13 protein-coding genes are annotated in these 14,561 nt (G+C 70.5%); 5 read left to right on the plus strand and 8 right to left on the minus strand.

The genetic code is table 11. The features are described from left to right. Positions 1–30: 30 nt before the first annotated feature. The 5 genes from tilS to AVT10_RS09245 form a co-directional block, all read right to left on the minus strand. Entirely contained in the window at positions 31–1,146 is a 1,116-nt protein-coding gene (gene tilS / locus AVT10_RS09225; protein WP_084401538.1) for a tRNA lysidine(34) synthetase TilS, read from the minus strand. A 290-nt stretch (positions 1,147–1,436) separates the two neighbouring features. Continuing rightward, a complete protein-coding gene (locus tag AVT10_RS09230; RefSeq protein ID WP_066690078.1) occupies positions 1,437–2,426 on the minus strand; it encodes a tetratricopeptide repeat protein in 990 nt (329 codons plus the stop codon). Positions 2,427–2,491: 65 nt separating this feature from the next. Further along, positions 2,492–3,310, minus strand: coding sequence for a helix-turn-helix domain-containing protein (locus AVT10_RS09235; protein ID WP_198158540.1), 819 nt, complete (start codon positions 3,308–3,310; stop codon positions 2,492–2,494). A 190-nt stretch (positions 3,311–3,500) separates the two neighbouring features. Continuing rightward, a complete protein-coding gene (gene ptsP, locus AVT10_RS09240; protein ID WP_066690080.1) occupies positions 3,501–5,777 on the minus strand; it encodes a phosphoenolpyruvate--protein phosphotransferase in 2,277 nt (758 codons plus the stop codon). A 194-nt stretch (positions 5,778–5,971) separates the two neighbouring features. Next, entirely contained in the window at positions 5,972–6,532 is a 561-nt protein-coding gene (locus AVT10_RS09245) for a helix-turn-helix domain-containing protein (protein ID WP_066690085.1), read from the minus strand. A 60-nt stretch (positions 6,533–6,592) separates the two neighbouring features. Here AVT10_RS09245 and AVT10_RS09250 point away from each other — a divergent pair, with 60 nt between their 5' ends. Further along, a complete protein-coding gene (locus AVT10_RS09250) occupies positions 6,593–7,090 on the plus strand; it encodes a DUF6456 domain-containing protein (protein ID WP_232307943.1) in 498 nt (165 codons plus the stop codon). Between the two features lie 37 nt (positions 7,091–7,127). Here AVT10_RS09250 and AVT10_RS09255 read toward each other — a convergent pair whose 3' ends face one another. Next, positions 7,128–9,566 (minus strand): DUF2339 domain-containing protein, encoded by a 2,439-nt coding sequence (locus AVT10_RS09255; RefSeq protein WP_198158541.1) that lies wholly within the window; start codon positions 9,564–9,566, stop codon positions 7,128–7,130. 66 nt (positions 9,567–9,632) lie between these two features. On the opposite strand from AVT10_RS09255, the gene AVT10_RS09260 reads away from it, so the two are divergent. Both AVT10_RS09260 and dapF read left to right on the plus strand, forming a co-directional pair. Then, entirely contained in the window at positions 9,633–10,292 is a 660-nt protein-coding gene (locus AVT10_RS09260) for a glutathione S-transferase family protein (RefSeq protein WP_066690090.1), read from the plus strand. Beyond that, positions 10,289–11,239 carry a diaminopimelate epimerase gene (dapF, locus tag AVT10_RS09265; RefSeq protein ID WP_066690092.1) on the plus strand — a complete coding sequence of 317 codons (951 nt, stop codon included), beginning with the start codon at positions 10,289–10,291 and terminating at the stop codon, positions 11,237–11,239. The genes AVT10_RS09260 and dapF overlap by 4 nt, the downstream gene beginning before the upstream one ends. Before the next feature lie 404 nt (positions 11,240–11,643). Here dapF and AVT10_RS09270 read toward each other — a convergent pair whose 3' ends face one another. Together AVT10_RS09270 and AVT10_RS18525 are read right to left on the minus strand one after the other, a co-directional pair. Continuing rightward, positions 11,644–11,955, minus strand: coding sequence for a hypothetical protein (locus AVT10_RS09270; protein WP_232307944.1), 312 nt, complete (start codon positions 11,953–11,955; stop codon positions 11,644–11,646). Further along, the gene (locus tag AVT10_RS18525) at positions 11,952–12,122 is read right to left on the minus strand and encodes a hypothetical protein (RefSeq protein WP_164523936.1); all 171 of its coding nucleotides are present in this window, start codon (positions 12,120–12,122) and stop codon (positions 11,952–11,954) included. The genes AVT10_RS09270 and AVT10_RS18525 overlap by 4 nt, the downstream gene beginning before the upstream one ends. Positions 12,123–12,380: 258 nt before the next feature. On the opposite strand from AVT10_RS18525, the gene AVT10_RS09275 reads away from it, so the two are divergent. Both AVT10_RS09275 and AVT10_RS09280 read left to right on the plus strand, forming a co-directional pair. Next, entirely contained in the window at positions 12,381–12,869 is a 489-nt protein-coding gene (locus tag AVT10_RS09275; protein ID WP_066690094.1) for a hypothetical protein, read from the plus strand. Beyond that, on the plus strand, positions 12,866–14,173 hold the full coding sequence (locus AVT10_RS09280) for a DNA-packaging protein (RefSeq protein ID WP_066690096.1): 1,308 nt from the start codon (positions 12,866–12,868) through the stop codon (positions 14,171–14,173). Before AVT10_RS09275 ends, AVT10_RS09280 begins: the two co-directional genes overlap by 4 nt. Positions 14,174–14,561 lie beyond the last annotated feature (388 nt).

Below are 14,561 nucleotides of genomic sequence, written 5' to 3' on the forward strand. Positions count from 1 at the left end.
GCGAGGTTAATGGCAATGGAACAACGTCGATCAGTCTGATCGGCGCGGTGGAGCGGGGCGAAAGTGCCAGATTCCGCCTTTTGCCGAGGCCAGAACGCCGGATTGCGTCGCTTTTTTGCCCGACTCGAGCGCGGTCAGCAGCGATTCGATGTTGGCGGCGTCGGACCAGGGGCCTTCGGTGATCCCGTCGATCCGGCGAACGTCGCCGATGGCGCGGCGGGCGATTCGGCGGCGCAGCTCGCGGGGCAGGTCGGTCATGTCGAGGCGGTGTTCGCCAGCGTCGGCATCGCGGCGGCGGGTGCGCCACAGCCAGTCGACGGTTTCGGTGAGCGTCGCATCGACCTCGCGGCAATGGGCTGCGCTGGCGGCGAGGGCGAGTGGGTCGAGGTGCCCGGCGGCAAGCAGCGCGCGGACGGCGGTGCGGTCGTGGCGCGGGTCGGTGTTCGAGGGGTCGTCGATGAAGGGGAGGTCGGCGGCGAGGGCACGCAGTTCGGCGCGGCGCCAGGTGAGGAGGGGGCGGAGGATGGGGAGGCGTCGTTCCCCCTCGCGGTTGCGTCCCCGCGGACGCGGGGACCCAGAGCGGCATGTCGCACCGGTTGCGTCCTGTCGCCCTGGCCCCCCGCCTGCGCGGGGGTACGCTTCTTGCCGGGATGATGCCCTCCAGCGATCGGCGTCGAACTCCCACCGCGGGCGGATGCCGGCGAGGCCCGCCGGGCCGGAAGCGCGGGCGGCGCGCATCAGGAAGGTTTCGGCCTGGTCGTCGGCATGGTGCGCGGTGGCGAGCGCGGACGCGCTGGCGGCGAGCGCCCAGCCGCCGAGCAGGGCGTAGCGGGCGTGGCGCGCCTGCGCCTGGATGCTGGCGCCTGCTGGCGGCGTAGCCGGGGCGAGGGTGGCGTGGGGGATGGCGTGGGTGTGGCACCAGTCGGCGACCATCGCGGCTTCCTGCGCCGAGGCGGGGCGGAGGCGGTGGTCGACGGTGGCGGCGATCACGCTGCCGGGGAAGGCGGTCGCGGCGAGGGCGAGGAGCGCCATCGAGTCGGGTCCGCCGGAGACGGCGATGGCCAGCGGGCGGTCGGGGGTCGGCGGCGGGGTCAGCGCCGTCAGGTCGCGGGTGAAGCGGGTGAGGGTTTCGGGGAGGAGGGTCATGGAATGCGGCATGGTTGACGTGAATCGGACTGCGGCATGGGTTCCTTCCCCTAGTCCCCCGTTTGCTTCGAGCGCAGGTTCGAGCCTGTCGAGAACTGAAGTCGAGAAGGGGCTGCCCCGACCACCGGGTTCTCGACGGACGCTTCTCGACAAGCTCGAAGCTGCTCGAACCGAACGGGTGGGTATGGACTCCGTTCGTCCTGAGTAAGGGCTGAGCGTAGTCGAAGACCTGTATCGACAGGCTCAGCAGCTACTCAGGACAAGCGGGGGCGGCAGCGAAGGTAGGCCGCTTACGCCGCGCACTTGTTCGCCGCCCGCCCCTTCGCCACGTCCGCCTTCATCGCACCCGAAATCTTGTCGCCATAGACGTCGGTCAGTTCGCCATAGACGTCGCAGGCTTCCTTGGTCTTCTTCAGCCTGGTCAGCGCATCCGCAAGATAGAACAGACTGTCGGGCGCGCGTTCACCGTCGGGCATGTTCTTGTAGTTATCGTAGAATTCGCGGCTGGCGAGGCTGGGTTTGCCGTCGTCGAGATAGGACCGGCCGATCAGGTTCTGGGCATAGCTGGCGCGGCGGTGTTTCGGGTATTTCGCGACGACCGGGCGCAGGGCGGCAATGGCTTCGGGATAGAGTTTCGCGCTCCACAGGCGGAAGCCGTAGAGATAACCGTCGTCGGCCGCGTCGCCGGTGGCGGGCTTGTCGATCGCGGCGATGCGGGCGGCGCGCGCCGGGTCGGCGGTGGCGGCCGGTGCGGTGACGGCGGGCGGGCGGACGGTGGTGCCGCCGAGCGTGCCGCCGCCATTGCCCGGACCGCGCGTCGCGGGGGCGGCGGTGTCGGTCGAGGTGTCGCCCGAGGCGGCGACCGCGCCCGGAGTGGCGGGGGCGATGGCGGGCGCGCCGGCCGATTCCAGTGCCTTCAGCTTCGCATCGGTCGCGGACTTGTATGCCTCGAACGCCGATTCGAGCTGGCGCAGCTTGTATTGCGCCTGTTCGAGCTGGCCGGTCAGCGACTGCTGCTGCGATTCGAGCGCGTCGACCCGCGAGGTCAGCGTGGCGAGCGGGCCGCTCGACGGGCTACCGGGAATTTCGGTCGGCTGGGTCGGTGCGGTGATCTGCGGTTCGACCTGGTTGGGGGCGCCGCCCGAAAAGACTTTCCGCTGCACGGCGCGCATCTCGCGCTCCAGCTTGTTGACGCGCGGTTCGATCTGGCTGGTGGTCTGGGCGGTCGCCGGCCATGCGGCGAGCAGGGCGAGAAGCGGCAGGGCTTTGAAATGGCGCATGAAAACTCCCCCCGGAGCAGGTTGGACGGGCCGCTGGAAACTAGGCAGGCGAGCTGTCGCCACGCTTAACCGGCGGGTGACGGCGTCGGCGTGGGACTGGCCGCGCCACGGTTGCGCAGCGCTTCGGCACTCAGCGCGACGGTGACCGGGCGTTCGCCGGTGCCGAGCGGTGGCACGTTCGATCCGTTGACGGTGACGGTCAGCAGGTCGGGACGGCCGGTGCGGATCTGCGGGTTCTTGGCGGTCATCGGCACGTCGTAGCGATCGCCCTCCTTCATCTCCTTGTTCACCAGCGTGCCGGTGTCGTCGAAGATGCGGACCCAGGTGGTGCCGGTGGCGGTCAGCGTCACCTGTCCACCGCCCGCCGGGACCGGCGGGGCGACGGGGGCGGTGCCGCCGGTCGCGGGCGTGGCGGTCGGCGGCAACATGCCGAGGTCGCCGGCGACGGTCGCCTGCGGATTGGCCGGTTCGTCGCGGCGGAACAGCGAGGTGCCGAAATACAGGCCGACGCCCAGCAGCAGGACGATGGCGATCACCGCGGCGATCACGACGACGCTGGGCGAGGGGCCACGGCGCATGTCGATCGGTTCGAGGTCCTGGAGCGGTTCGGGGCGCTGGTAATTGGCGGCCAGTTCGGCACGCAGCGCGCGCGCGACCTCCGTCTCGTCCACGCCGACCGCGCGGGCATAGGCACGGCCGAAGCCCATCGCATAGGTGATCGACGGCAGCGCCTGAAACTTGCCGTCCTCGACCGCTTCGAGGTGGCGCAGCGGAATCCGCGTGCGCTGCGCGACGTCCGACAGGGTCAGGCCCTGCGCCTCGCGTGCCGAACGCAGCATCATGCCCGCCGTGCGTGGCGCGCCCGTGGTGCTGTCGCCGTCCATCATCACTACCCTTCCAACCCGCTGATCGTCCGCCCCCGGTCCATGGGCGGTTTCGGCCAGCGCAGGGCGGCTGTCAACGCCGGAGCGGGCGGATGGCGGGGAATTGGGGTGGGGGCAGTGCGTTTGGGGCAGGCCCCTCCACCACCGGCTTCGCCGGCGGTCCCCCTCCCCGCGGAGCGGGGAGGAGCTTTTAGGACAGTTCTACGCCGTTGGTTTTTGCCCAGTCTTCGAGGGCGGGGCGGAGGGTTCTGGCGGGGGTCGCCAGCAGACGGTCGATTTCGGCCATTGCTGCCCCGCGGTCTAGCGAGCGGAGCATTGCCTTGACCGGGCCGACAGCGGCGGGGGTGATCGACAGGCGGTCGATGCCGAGTGCGATCAGCGCCATGGCCTCCAAGGGACGCCCGCCCATCTCGCCGCAGACGGCGACGGGCTTGCCCGCTTCCTGCGCCGCCTTCGTCACCCGGCGCAGGAAGCGCAGGATCGCCGGGCTGAGCCAGTCGTAGCGCAGCGCGAGGCGCGGGTCGGCGCGGTCGGCGGCGAAGAGGAACTGCGTCAGGTCGTTGGTGCCGATCGACAGGAAATCGAGGCTGGGCCACAGGAAATCGAGCACGTCGGCAAGGGCCGGCACCTCGAGCATCGCACCGTAGCGGATGTCGGTCGGCAACGGCTTGCCGCGCCCGCGCAGCCATTCGCGCTGCGCCTCGAACAGGGCGCGTGCTTCGTCGAATTCCCAGGGTTCGCTGACCATCGGGAACATGACGTTGAGGGTGCGGCCCGACGCCGCCTCGATCAGGGCGCGGGCCTGCGCCTTCATCAGCCCTTCGCGGCCGAGGGCGAGGCGCAGCGCGCGCCAGCCCATCGCCGGGTTTTCCTCGTCATGCCCCTCGGCATGGTCGAGATAGGGCAGCGCCTTGTCGCCGCCGATATCGACCGTCCGGAACACGACCGGGCGGTCGCCGGCGACGTCCAACACGTCGCGGTACAGGCGCTGCTGGCGCTCGCGCTGGGGCAGGGTGGCGGACACGAGGAACTGGAATTCGGTGCGGAACAGGCCGATGCCGTCGGCGCCGGTCAGGTCGAGCGCGGCGACGTCGTCGCGCAGCCCCGCATTGACCATCATCGTGACGCGGTGGCCGTCCTTCGTGACCGGCGGCTCGCCCTTCATCGCGGCGAAGGCGGCGCGGCGCTTCTGGGTCAGCGCCAGCTTGGCCTCGAACGCCTCCTCCATCGCCGGGGTCGGACGGATGACCAGCAGGTCCTCGACCGAATTGAGCAGCAGCCGGTCGCCCTCCGCGATCAGGCGGCGGATGTCGCGGACGCGGCCCAGGACCGGCACGCCCATCGCACGGGCGACGATGACGACATGCGCGGTCAGCGACCCTTCCTCCAGCACGACCCCTTTCAGACGGCGGCGGTCATATTCGAGCAGTTCGGCAGGACCGAGATTGCGGGCGATCAGGATCGTGTCCTGCCGCAGGCCCATTTGCGCGGCGGTGCCGAGCTGGCCCGACACGATGCGCAGCAGGCGGTTGGACAGGTCCTCCAGATCGTGCATCCGGTCGGCGAGCAACGGATCCTTGATCTCGCGCATCCGCATCCGGGTGCGCTGCTGCACGCGCTCGATCGCCGCCTCGGCGGTCAGGCCGCTGTCGATCGCCTCGTTGATCCGGCGCGCCCAACCCTCGTCATAGGCGAACATCTTGTAGGTCGCGAGCACCTCGTCATGTTCGCCGCCGACGCCGAATTCGGCCTGGTTCGACATGCGTTCGATCTGGTCGCGCATCTTGTCGAACGCGGCATAGACGCGGTGGCGCTCCGCCTCGACATCCTCGGCCACGGTATGTTCGATGACGATGCGCGGCTGGTGGAAGACCGCGACGCCCGCCGCCATCCCCTCGACCAGCTTGAAGCCGGGCACGCGCACCGCGCCGGTCGCCTGCGGCCGGGTGGAGGGCGCGCCGGTCGCGTCGATCAGGTCGGCATTGGCGATCAGTTCGGACAGCACCATCGCGACGGTCTGCAACGCCTCGATCTCGACATCGGCATAGCGGCGCGGATCGGCATGCTGCACCGCCAGCACCCCGACCGCGCGCTCGCGGCGGATGATCGGCACGCCGGCGAAGCTGTGATAGATTTCCTCGCCCGTCTCCGGCCGATAGGCGAAGTCGGGATGGGTCGCGGCCTCGGCCAGGTTCAGCGTTTCGACATTGGCGACGATGGTGCCGACGAGGCCTTCGCCGGGCGCCAGCTTGGTGACGTGCACCGCCTCCTGCGACAGGCCGACCGTGGCGAAGAGTTCGAGCAGCCCTTCGCGCAGCAGGTAGATCGAGCAGACCTCGCTATCCAGCGCCTCGGCGATGATGCGGACGACCGAGTTGAGCTTCGCCTGCGCCGGACTTCGCGACGCCATCACGTCGTGAAGGTTCGTCAGGATTTCGCGGGCGGAGGCGGTGGCCGAGACGGGCATGGACGAGGGCTAACACGCGAAGGGCGGGGCGTCATCACGGTTTAGGGTGACGTTGGGGAAATTGGGGGTTGGGGGGAAGGGATTCGTATCCCCGCGCAGGCGGGGATCCAGGGTCACGATAGCCGGCCGTTGTTATGCTGGGCCCTGGACCCCCGCCTGCGCGGGGGTACGGTGTGAGCTGGGTAGGGTCGGCCCTAGAGGTTCCGCACCAGCCGTTCGGCCACCGCGATCCAGGCGCAACGCAGGGCCACCGGGCTGGCGCCGAGCGTCGCGGGGAGGATCGATACCATGTCGCCATCGAACGCGAGCAGCCGGCCGAAGGCGAAGCGGCCGGCAGGCGCGGGGGCCAGCACGTCGCGGTGGAGCGCGGCGATGTAATCGGCGGGGGCGAGGCGGCGGCACCAGATCATGTCGCCCGCGCGATAGTCGCCGGTGGTCGCCTGCACGATGATCGCGATCAGGTCGCCTTCGCTGCGCGGCGGGGTGACGCTCATCGCGCGGCGGGGAGCGCTGGCCCCGGCGCCGTCGAGGATCGCGGCGACGGGCAGGTCGGGGCGTTCGGGCAAGCGGACGAGATCGGCGGCATCGACCGCAAGCGCGGCCGCGATGCGGTTGAGCCAGCCGACCGAGACGGTGCGGGTGCCGGTTTCGAGGCGGCCGATGGTCTGCGCCGTCGTGGGCGGTACGCAGCGGATCGCGACCTCCTCCAGCGTCAGTCCCTGTGCGCGGCGGACTTCGCGGATGGCGGTGATCATGTCGGTATCCTTTGTCCGCAAACCAATCTGGTACAAACGCTTTCCTACAAAGGTGCCGCCATGGCAACCCCGTCACTCAATTGGCAGGTGGAGGCGGGTTTGCGCGAACTGGTGGAGCGGCGGCTGGCGGACGGACGGGTGCGCGACGAGCCGGGCGGGCGGCGGGTGCAGGTGAACCTGCGCGAATCGCCGCTCGACTGGCTGCGGTCGCGGTCGCTGGTCGATGCGCGGCAATATGAGGCGGGCGAGCGGCTGCGCGGCGATTATGAGCGCGCGGCGCTGGGGCCGCGGGTGACGATGCGCTGGGACGGTGCGCCGCGGGGGGCGAAGGGGGTTCCGGGCGATCCGTCGGGCGGACAGGTCGCGGCCAAGGCCCGGTTCGACGCGGCGGTGGCGGCGGTCGGGCCGGGGCTGTCGGACATCTTGTGGCGGACGGTATGCGCGAACGAAGGGCTGCCGGCGGCGGAGAAGGCGCTGGGATGGCCGGCGCGGGCCGGGCGGCTGGTGCTTACGCTGGCGCTCGATCGGCTGGCGGCGCATTACCGGCTGAATGTATGAAGCCGGCACCGGCCCGCTCCCCCTCCCCGCCACCCATTCAGGATACTGGCGTGGGTGGCGGGGAGGGGGAGCGGGCCGGTGCCGTCACTATCACGAACCGCCGGTACGCCCAGCCGATCCCGATCAGCGCGCCGCCCAGTGCCATGAACGAGAGGATGCGCAGCACCCCTTCGAGCGCAGAGGCGTCGATCAGGAAGACTTTGAGCGTGGTGAGCGTCAGCAGCGTCAGGCCGAAGCGGCGCAGGTCGGCGCTGTGCCGCGCGATGCCGCGCCACAGCCACAGGATCGCCAGCACCAGCATCGCCGCCGAATAGCCGCCATTCTCGCTCAGGCCGACCGGGCCGGTGAGGAGGCTTCCTTGCGCGATCTGCCGGATGGTGGCCAGCGTCGCGGCGAGGGTGAGCAACGCGGCGATCAGGCTGCGGCGCGGCAGGCCGGTCAGGCGCCAGACGATCGCGGAGGCGAGGGCGAGGTGGAGCGTGACGGCGTTGAGGATCGGGAGCGCGCCGACTTCCTGCGGAACCCATGCCGGGTTGAGGCCGAGCAGGTCGAACCACAGGATGCGCGCAAGGGCCAGCGCCACCAGCGCCATGGCCAGCGGGCGGTGGCGGAACCAGAGCAACCCGCCGGCGATCAGTGTCAGGTCGGTCAGGACGGCGCGTTCGATGAAGCCCCGGCTGCGGAATGCATCGGGGGTGGCGACGGCGAGCGGCTGTTTGAGCAGGACGTAGAGGCCGGCGATGGCGATCGCAGCGGTTGCCGGCAGGATGATGCGGCGGGCGGGGCCGAAAAGATCGCGTTGCCACCGACCTGCGCCGAGCAGGGCGAGCGCCGGGATCACCAGCAGGCGCGCCGCGTCGCCGGCCGGGGGGAGGTGGAGATAGGGCAGTTCCTCCCAGATCATCGAGACGGCCAGCGCCTGCGCGACGTCCGACAGCGGCGGCAGGGCGAGGGCGAGCAGGACGATCACCAGGAAGAGGGCGAGGCTTTGCGGGATGGCAGGGTCGAACCGGGCGGCGGCGAGCAGGATGCCGAGCGCGGCCAGCGGGGCGAGCATGGCGAAGGCGGGCGGCAGGATCGCGGCGACGGCGAGGCCCAGCCCAAGCGCGGCAACGGCGACGCCGCCGACCAGCCCCAGATCCCCCCGTCCGGCGCGGTCGCGGTGGCGGTGGGCGGGGAAGGCTGCGGCGAGCGCTAGGGCTAGGTCGGCGAGCGCCCAGCCGATGGGGGGCAGGAGCGACGGCGCGACGATCTGCGCCACCAGCAACGGCGCGGCGGTGCCGGCCAGCGCGACGACGGCCCAGCCGGGCGCGCGGCGCGAGGCGGCGCCTCCGCCCGCGCCGAACAAGAGCAGCGCGACAGGCAGCGCCAGCGGCGTCGCATTGCTGCCCTGCACCAGCCCGAGCGCGACGAGCAGGGTGACGAGGAGGGCTGCGCCGATCGCGGCGGGCAGCAGCGTGGTGTCGCGCCATGCGAGGAACAGCGCGGCGGCGGAGAGGGTGAGGTAGAAGCTCCACGCCAGAGCGGAAAAGTCGAGCATCGGGGCCAGCGCCAGCATCTGCACCAGCGCGACGATGACCGGCGCGGCGCGCAACCACGGGCGGGCGATGGCGGCACGCGGGGCGGCGAGGCTGCCGCCGATGGCCAGCGCGATCAGGAACACGCCGATGCCGCCGAGGCTGGCCGGGGGGACCAGCGCGATCAGCAGGCCGACCCAGCCGAACGCCGCGACCAGCGCCGACAGCGCCAGCCACGCCCAGCCGCGCACGATCGCCAGCGCCAGCAGGGCGGCGACGAACAGGCCGAGATAGACGAGCAGCGCGCCGATCCCGGCGGCGTCATAGCCCGCGACCAGCGGCGCGGCGAACCCGCCGACCAGCGCCATGACGGCGGTCGGCGGCCCGTGGCGCAGCGCGAGGAACAGGCCGAGCGCGGTGACGCCCAGCATGATCGCAAAGCCGGTCGCCGGGCCGATCAGGTGATAGAGCGCGGCGGCCAGATAGAGCGTGGCATAGGCCGAGGCGATGCCGGCGCCGGCCAGCACCTGCGCGATCCGGGGATCGTCGCGGGTGGCGGAAATGCGGCGCGCACCCTCGCTGCCGGCCAGCAGTACGCAGGCGAACAGCGCGGCGAGCACGGTGCGGATCGCCGGGGGCAGCCACCCCGCCTCGATCGACAGGCGGACGAGGAAGATGCCGCCGACGACCAGTGCCAGCCCGCCGATCCACACCGGCAACCGGCTGCCGACCAGCGTTTCGAAGTCGATCCTCGGGCGGGATGGGCGGGCGATGGTCGGGCGGGGGCGGGGCGCGGTTGGCGATGCCGGCGGCCGGGCGGGAACGGGTGCCGCCTCCTCCGGCCGGACGATGGGGGGCGTGGGAGCGACCAGCCGCGCCTCCAGCGCCGCGACGCGCCGGTGCAACCGGGCCAGCGCGATCGACAGGGCGATCACGGCGAGGAGGAGGACTATCGTCACCGCCGTCGATTGTGGCACAGGCCGGGGGCCGGTGTCGCCCCCTTCGGGACCAATGGAGATGCACCCATGAAGATATACGGATCGACCATCTCGCCCTTCGTGCGCAAGGCGGTCGTCTTTGCCGAGGAAAAGGGGCTGGCGGTCGAGCTGGTCCCGACCGCGCCGGGGGACACCTCCCCGGCGTTCCGCGCGATCAGCCCGTTCGGTCAGATTCCGGCGCTGGTCGATGGCGACTACACGCTGGCCGATTCGACCGCGATCGTCACCTATCTGGAGGCGAAGCATGCCGAACCGGCGCTGATCCCCGCCGATCCGCAGGCCAGGGGGCGGGTGATCTGGTTCGATGAACTGGCGGATACGATTGTGTTTGGGGTCGGGCGGGCGATGCTGTTCAACCGGGTGGTCGGACCGTTGTTTCGCGGCGGCGCGGGCGATGCGGCGGTGGCGGATGCGGCGGAGCGCGACCAGTGGCCGGCGATCCTCGCCTATGTGAACGGCGCGATCGGGGGCCGGGCGTTCCTGGTCGGCGATACGCTGACGCTGGCCGATATCGCGATCGCCAGCGCGTTCGGCAGCGCGCTGCATGCGTGCGCGCCGGTCGATGCGGCGGCCTATCCGGATCTGGCGCGCTATCTGGACGCGATGCTGGCACGGCCCGCCTTTGCCACGCGGCTGGCGGGGGAGCGGGCGTTTATTCAACGCGCGCGTGAAAAGGTTTCGGCATGAAGTTCGCGTTTGTGAAGTGCCATGGGTCGGGGAATGATTTTCCGTTGATCGATGCGCGGGAGATGGCGCTGTCCGATGGCGAGTGGGCGCGGGTGGCGCGGGCGCTGGCGGACCGGGCGGGGGATGTCGGGGGTGACGGGCTGTTGCTGCTAACCGGTTCGGACCAGGGCAGTATCTTTGGGATGCGGATGTTCAATCCCGATGGGTCGGAGGCGGAGACGTGCCTGAACGGGCTGCGCTGTACCGCGCGGCTGGGGTTCGAGGTGACGGGGGCCGGCGAAGGCCAGGTGCGGTTGAAGACCAGCGTCGCACAGGCGCGCGCGGTGGCGCCGATCGCGAGCGGGGTGACCACGATCGAGACGAGGGTCGGGCCGGTATCGCTCAACCCCGGCGATGTCGGACTGACGGTCGGCGACGCGCCGTTCGTCGATGCGGTGATCCCCGGCCTGCCGAGCGCGCGGCGCTTTACCGCGGTGGCGATGCCCAATCCGCATCTGGTGGCGTTCGTCGAGGCGGTGGACGAGGCGGAGCTGGTCGCACTGGGCGACTGGTGCGAGGCGGCGCCGGCGCTGATTCCGACGCGGGCCAATGTCAGCTTCGTCGAGGTGCGCGAGACCGAGCATGCGCCCGCGCTGTTCGTGCGCACCTATGAGCGCGGGGTGGGGCTGACCAACAGCTGCGGCAGCGCGATGGCGGCGTCGACCCATGCGGCGGCGCGGACGGGCCGGATCGGCTGGGGCGTGGAGACGCGGGTCTTCAATCGCGGCGGCATGGTGCGGGCCAAGGCCGATGCGGACGGCGTGGTGACGATCGCGGGCAATGCGACGTTCGAGTGGGACGGGGAGATCGAGGTCGATCCGGCGACCGGCGGCGTGGGGGCGCTGCGGATCGTGGCGCGGCGGGAGGAGGAGGTTGCGGCCTGGGAAGGGATGCTGGCGGGGTTGTGATCCGGCACCTTCGCGGTTGTTTCGTGCAGAAGAAGAAGCGGGACCCCGGATCAGGTCCGGGGTGACGGGTGGGGTAAGTGCCGCGCACCAGCCGCGCCACCTGCCCCCCCCCCGTTGGCTTCGAGCGGAGGTTCGAGCTTGTCGAGAACCGTAGTCGAGAAGGGGGTGGCCTGAACTCCGGGTTCTCGACGGGCGCTTCTCGACAGGCTCGAAGCTGCTCGAACCGAACGGTGTGGGTGGGGATAAAACGGGGTGGGTGGGGATAGGGGGCTGCCCGTGCTTCGATACGGGCCTTCGACTTCGCTTAGTCCCTACTCAGCATGAACGGTTTCGCGTGAAGGGAAGATCAGGCCGTTTCCCTCGGGCCCTACTCCGCATCAACGGTTTCGCGCGAAAGGGGAAGGTCAGGCCTTCCGCCCCGCCATCGCCGCTTCGACCGAGGCCAGCCCTTCGGCGCTTGCGATGGCGAGGTCGAGCGGGCGGCCGCCCAGGGTTTCGTCATGGGCGTTGAGGAACGCCATCGCCGCGTCGCGTTCGCCGAAGTGGCGGAAGGCGCTGGTGGCGACCTGGCCCTGGCGGGTGGCCTGATCCGGGGTCAGGCGGACGGTCGTGTATTTGCGGCGGAACTTCATCGCGCCGGGGCGCGGCGTCGTCGGTTCGGCCGGGGGGGCGGCCGGAGTTTCGGCGACCGGCGTGGGATCGAGCACGGCGGTCATGCCGCCACCATCCGGCCCGAGGCGCCGAGCAGGTCGCGCAACGCCGCGATCCGGCGTTCATAGCCGCGGGCCATGCCGCCATGGGCATGCGCCGCCTCAACCGAATGGGCATGGGCGGCACGCATCAGGGACACCTGATGACGGTGGAGAAGATCGTTGAGGTCCATATTCGACGCTCCCGACGGCGTAAGCGGAAGCGCGTGCGTCTCCCGGTCGCTGGCGCCTACGGACCATCTGCCAACGATATGTCTTATGTGGGGGTGCGGACGACGATCCGCCATGCCCCGGCGAAAACGAACCAAATGGGAACATTCCTGTTGACATCGTCACGCTGATATGGCACAAAACAGGAACATCGGGAATTGTAGGGATCGGGGCCGGGCGGAAACGTCGTCGGCCCCGAACCGCGTCTGGGGGGTGGGGACATGGCGAGGGAACAGGTTCTGACGACGGGGACCAATCGTCCGGTACAACAGCAGCGCACGGACAAGGGATGGACGCCGAGCCGGCGGGAGCGGTTCCTCGATCATGTCGCGGCGACCTGCAATGTGCGCGCCGCGACGGAGGCCGTCGGCCTGTCTCAATCGAGCGTCTATGCGTTGCGGCGGCGCGATCCGGCATTTGCCGCGCAGTGGCGCATGGCATTGCTGGCCGGATATGACCGGCTGGAAGAGATGCTGGTGTCGAAAGCGATCGCCGCGCTGGAGGGGGTGGCGGTGGGCGATCCCGACACGGTGGTCTGCGGCGCGATCAGCATCGAACAGGCGATCAAGCTGCTCGACCGGCATCGTTCGATCGTGAAGGGCGGCAGCGGGCATCGCGAACAGCGTTCCCGTGCGACCCAGGCCGAGACGGACGCGATGCTGATCGCGCGGATCAAGGCGATGCGCGGCAAGCAGGAGCGCCGGGTATGAGCGGCATCGACCCGCTGGTCGCGGCCATGACCGAATTGAGCGACGCACAGCTCGAACGCTTTCTGATGAAGGTCACGCCGCATCGGCGCAGCGAACTGGCGACGCGCTTCAGGCTGTGGGCGCATGACGGACAGACGATCGCGGACAATGACTGGACGGTGTGGCTGATCCAGGCGGGGCGGGGGTTCGGCAAGACCCGCGCCGGGGCCGAATGGGTGTGCGCGCGGGCGGCGGAGCAGGGCGATTTGCGCATCGCACTGGTCGGGGCGACCCGGCGCGATGTCGAGAGCGTCATGGTGCGCGGGCCGGCGGGGGTGCTGGCGATCGGGCGGCATTACGGGTCGGTCACCTATCGTCCCTCGCGCGGCGTCGTGGAGTTCGGATCGGGGGCGGAGGCGCATGTCTTTGCCGCCGAAAGCCCCGACGGGCTGCGCGGGCCGGAGCATCATATCGCGTGGTGCGACGAGCTGGCGAAATGGCGCAACGCCGATGCGACCTGGGACAATCTGATGATGGGGATGCGGGCCGGGGAGCGGCCGCAGACGCTGGTCACGACCACGCCGCGCGTGATCCCGCTGCTCAGGCGGATACGGGGGATGCCGGGGGTGCGGATCACCGGCGGGCGGTCGCGCGACAACCGGCATCTGGCGGAGAGTTACTTCGCGCAGATCGAGGGGGCCTATGCCGGCACGCGGCTGGGGCGGCAGGAGCTGGAGGGCGAGCTGATCGAGGATGTCGCGGACGCGCTGTGGTCGCGCGCGATGATCGAGGAGCGGCGGGTGGACGCGGTGCCGACTTTGGTGCGGGTGGTGATCGGCGTCGATCCGCCGGCCGGGATCGGCGGCGATGCGTGCGGGATCGTCGCGGTCGGCAAGGGTGCGGACGGATACGCCTATGTACTGGAGGATGCGAGCGTGTCGGGCCTGTCGCCCGAGGGCTGGGCATCGGCGGTCGCGGCGTGCGCGGCGCGGCATGGCGCAGACCGGGTGGTGGCGGAATCGAACCAGGGCGGGGCGATGGTCGCCAGCGTGCTGCGCGCGGCGGATGCCGGATTGCCGGTGCGGCTGGTCCATGCGTCGCGGGGCAAGGCCGCGCGGGCCGAGCCGGTGGTGGCGCTATATGAAGGCAGGCGGGCGTTTCATGTGGGGGCGTTTCCGGCGTTGGAGGACGAGCTGTGCGGGCTGGTGGCCGGCGGCGGGTATGAGGGGCCGGGGCGGTCGCCGGATCGGGCGGATGCGCTGGTGTGGGCGATGTTCGAGCTGATGCTGGGGGGGAAGGGGGAGGCTGTGGTTCGGGTTTTGTGAGTTTTGGGGTGGCGTTGGGGTCGTGGGGACGGGGTTCTCGACGGGCGCTTCTCGACAGGCTCGAAGCTGCTCGAACTGAACGGGGTGGGTGGGGGAGGGTGGGTACTTGCACTTTGGCGTTCCCGTCTGCCCCCTTTCCTTCTGAATTCTTCCCCCGTTTGCTTCGAGCGCAGGTTCGAGCCTGTCGAGAACCGTAGTCGAGAAGGGGGCGCCGCAAGCGCGCCGGCTCGACCGAAGGAGAAGAAGCGGGACCCCGGATCAAGTCCGGGGTGACGGGTGGGCGTGGTTCGCTTCGTTTCTCGCCGTATCCCCGCGAAGGCGGGGATCCAGGGTTATGGGCGGTGGCGTTTGCGGCTCTGGACCCCCGCCTTCGCGGGGGTACGGCCAT

This window comes from Sphingomonas hankookensis (assembly GCF_001619955.1).
Classification (GTDB): domain Bacteria; phylum Pseudomonadota; class Alphaproteobacteria; order Sphingomonadales; family Sphingomonadaceae; genus Sphingomonas; species Sphingomonas hankookensis_A.

Bases quoted from the DNA above. Each gene is read 5' to 3' on its own strand.
- AVT10_RS09260 (WP_066690090.1), top strand. From the start codon at position 9,633: ATGAAGATATACGGATCGACCATCTCGCCCTTCGTGCGCAAGGCGGTC.
- AVT10_RS18525 (WP_164523936.1), bottom strand. From the start codon at position 12,122: ATGGACCTCAACGATCTTCTCCACCGTCATCAGGTGTCCCTGATGCGT.
- AVT10_RS09270 (WP_232307944.1), bottom strand. From the start codon at position 11,955: ATGACCGCCGTGCTCGATCCCACGCCGGTCGCCGAAACTCCGGCCGCC.
- ptsP (WP_066690080.1), bottom strand. From the start codon at position 5,777: ATGCCCGTCTCGGCCACCGCCTCCGCCCGCGAAATCCTGACGAACCTT.
- AVT10_RS09250 (WP_232307943.1), top strand. From the start codon at position 6,593: ATGGCAACCCCGTCACTCAATTGGCAGGTGGAGGCGGGTTTGCGCGAA.
- AVT10_RS09230 (WP_066690078.1), bottom strand. From the start codon at position 2,426: ATGCGCCATTTCAAAGCCCTGCCGCTTCTCGCCCTGCTCGCCGCATGG.
- dapF (WP_066690092.1), top strand. From the start codon at position 10,289: ATGAAGTTCGCGTTTGTGAAGTGCCATGGGTCGGGGAATGATTTTCCG.
- AVT10_RS09280 (WP_066690096.1), top strand. From the start codon at position 12,866: ATGAGCGGCATCGACCCGCTGGTCGCGGCCATGACCGAATTGAGCGAC.
- tilS (WP_084401538.1), bottom strand. From the start codon at position 1,146: ATGACCCTCCTCCCCGAAACCCTCACCCGCTTCACCCGCGACCTGACG.
- AVT10_RS09235 (WP_198158540.1), bottom strand. From the start codon at position 3,310: ATGGACGGCGACAGCACCACGGGCGCGCCACGCACGGCGGGCATGATG.
- AVT10_RS09275 (WP_066690094.1), top strand. From the start codon at position 12,381: ATGGCGAGGGAACAGGTTCTGACGACGGGGACCAATCGTCCGGTACAA.
- AVT10_RS09245 (WP_066690085.1), bottom strand. From the start codon at position 6,532: ATGATCACCGCCATCCGCGAAGTCCGCCGCGCACAGGGACTGACGCTG.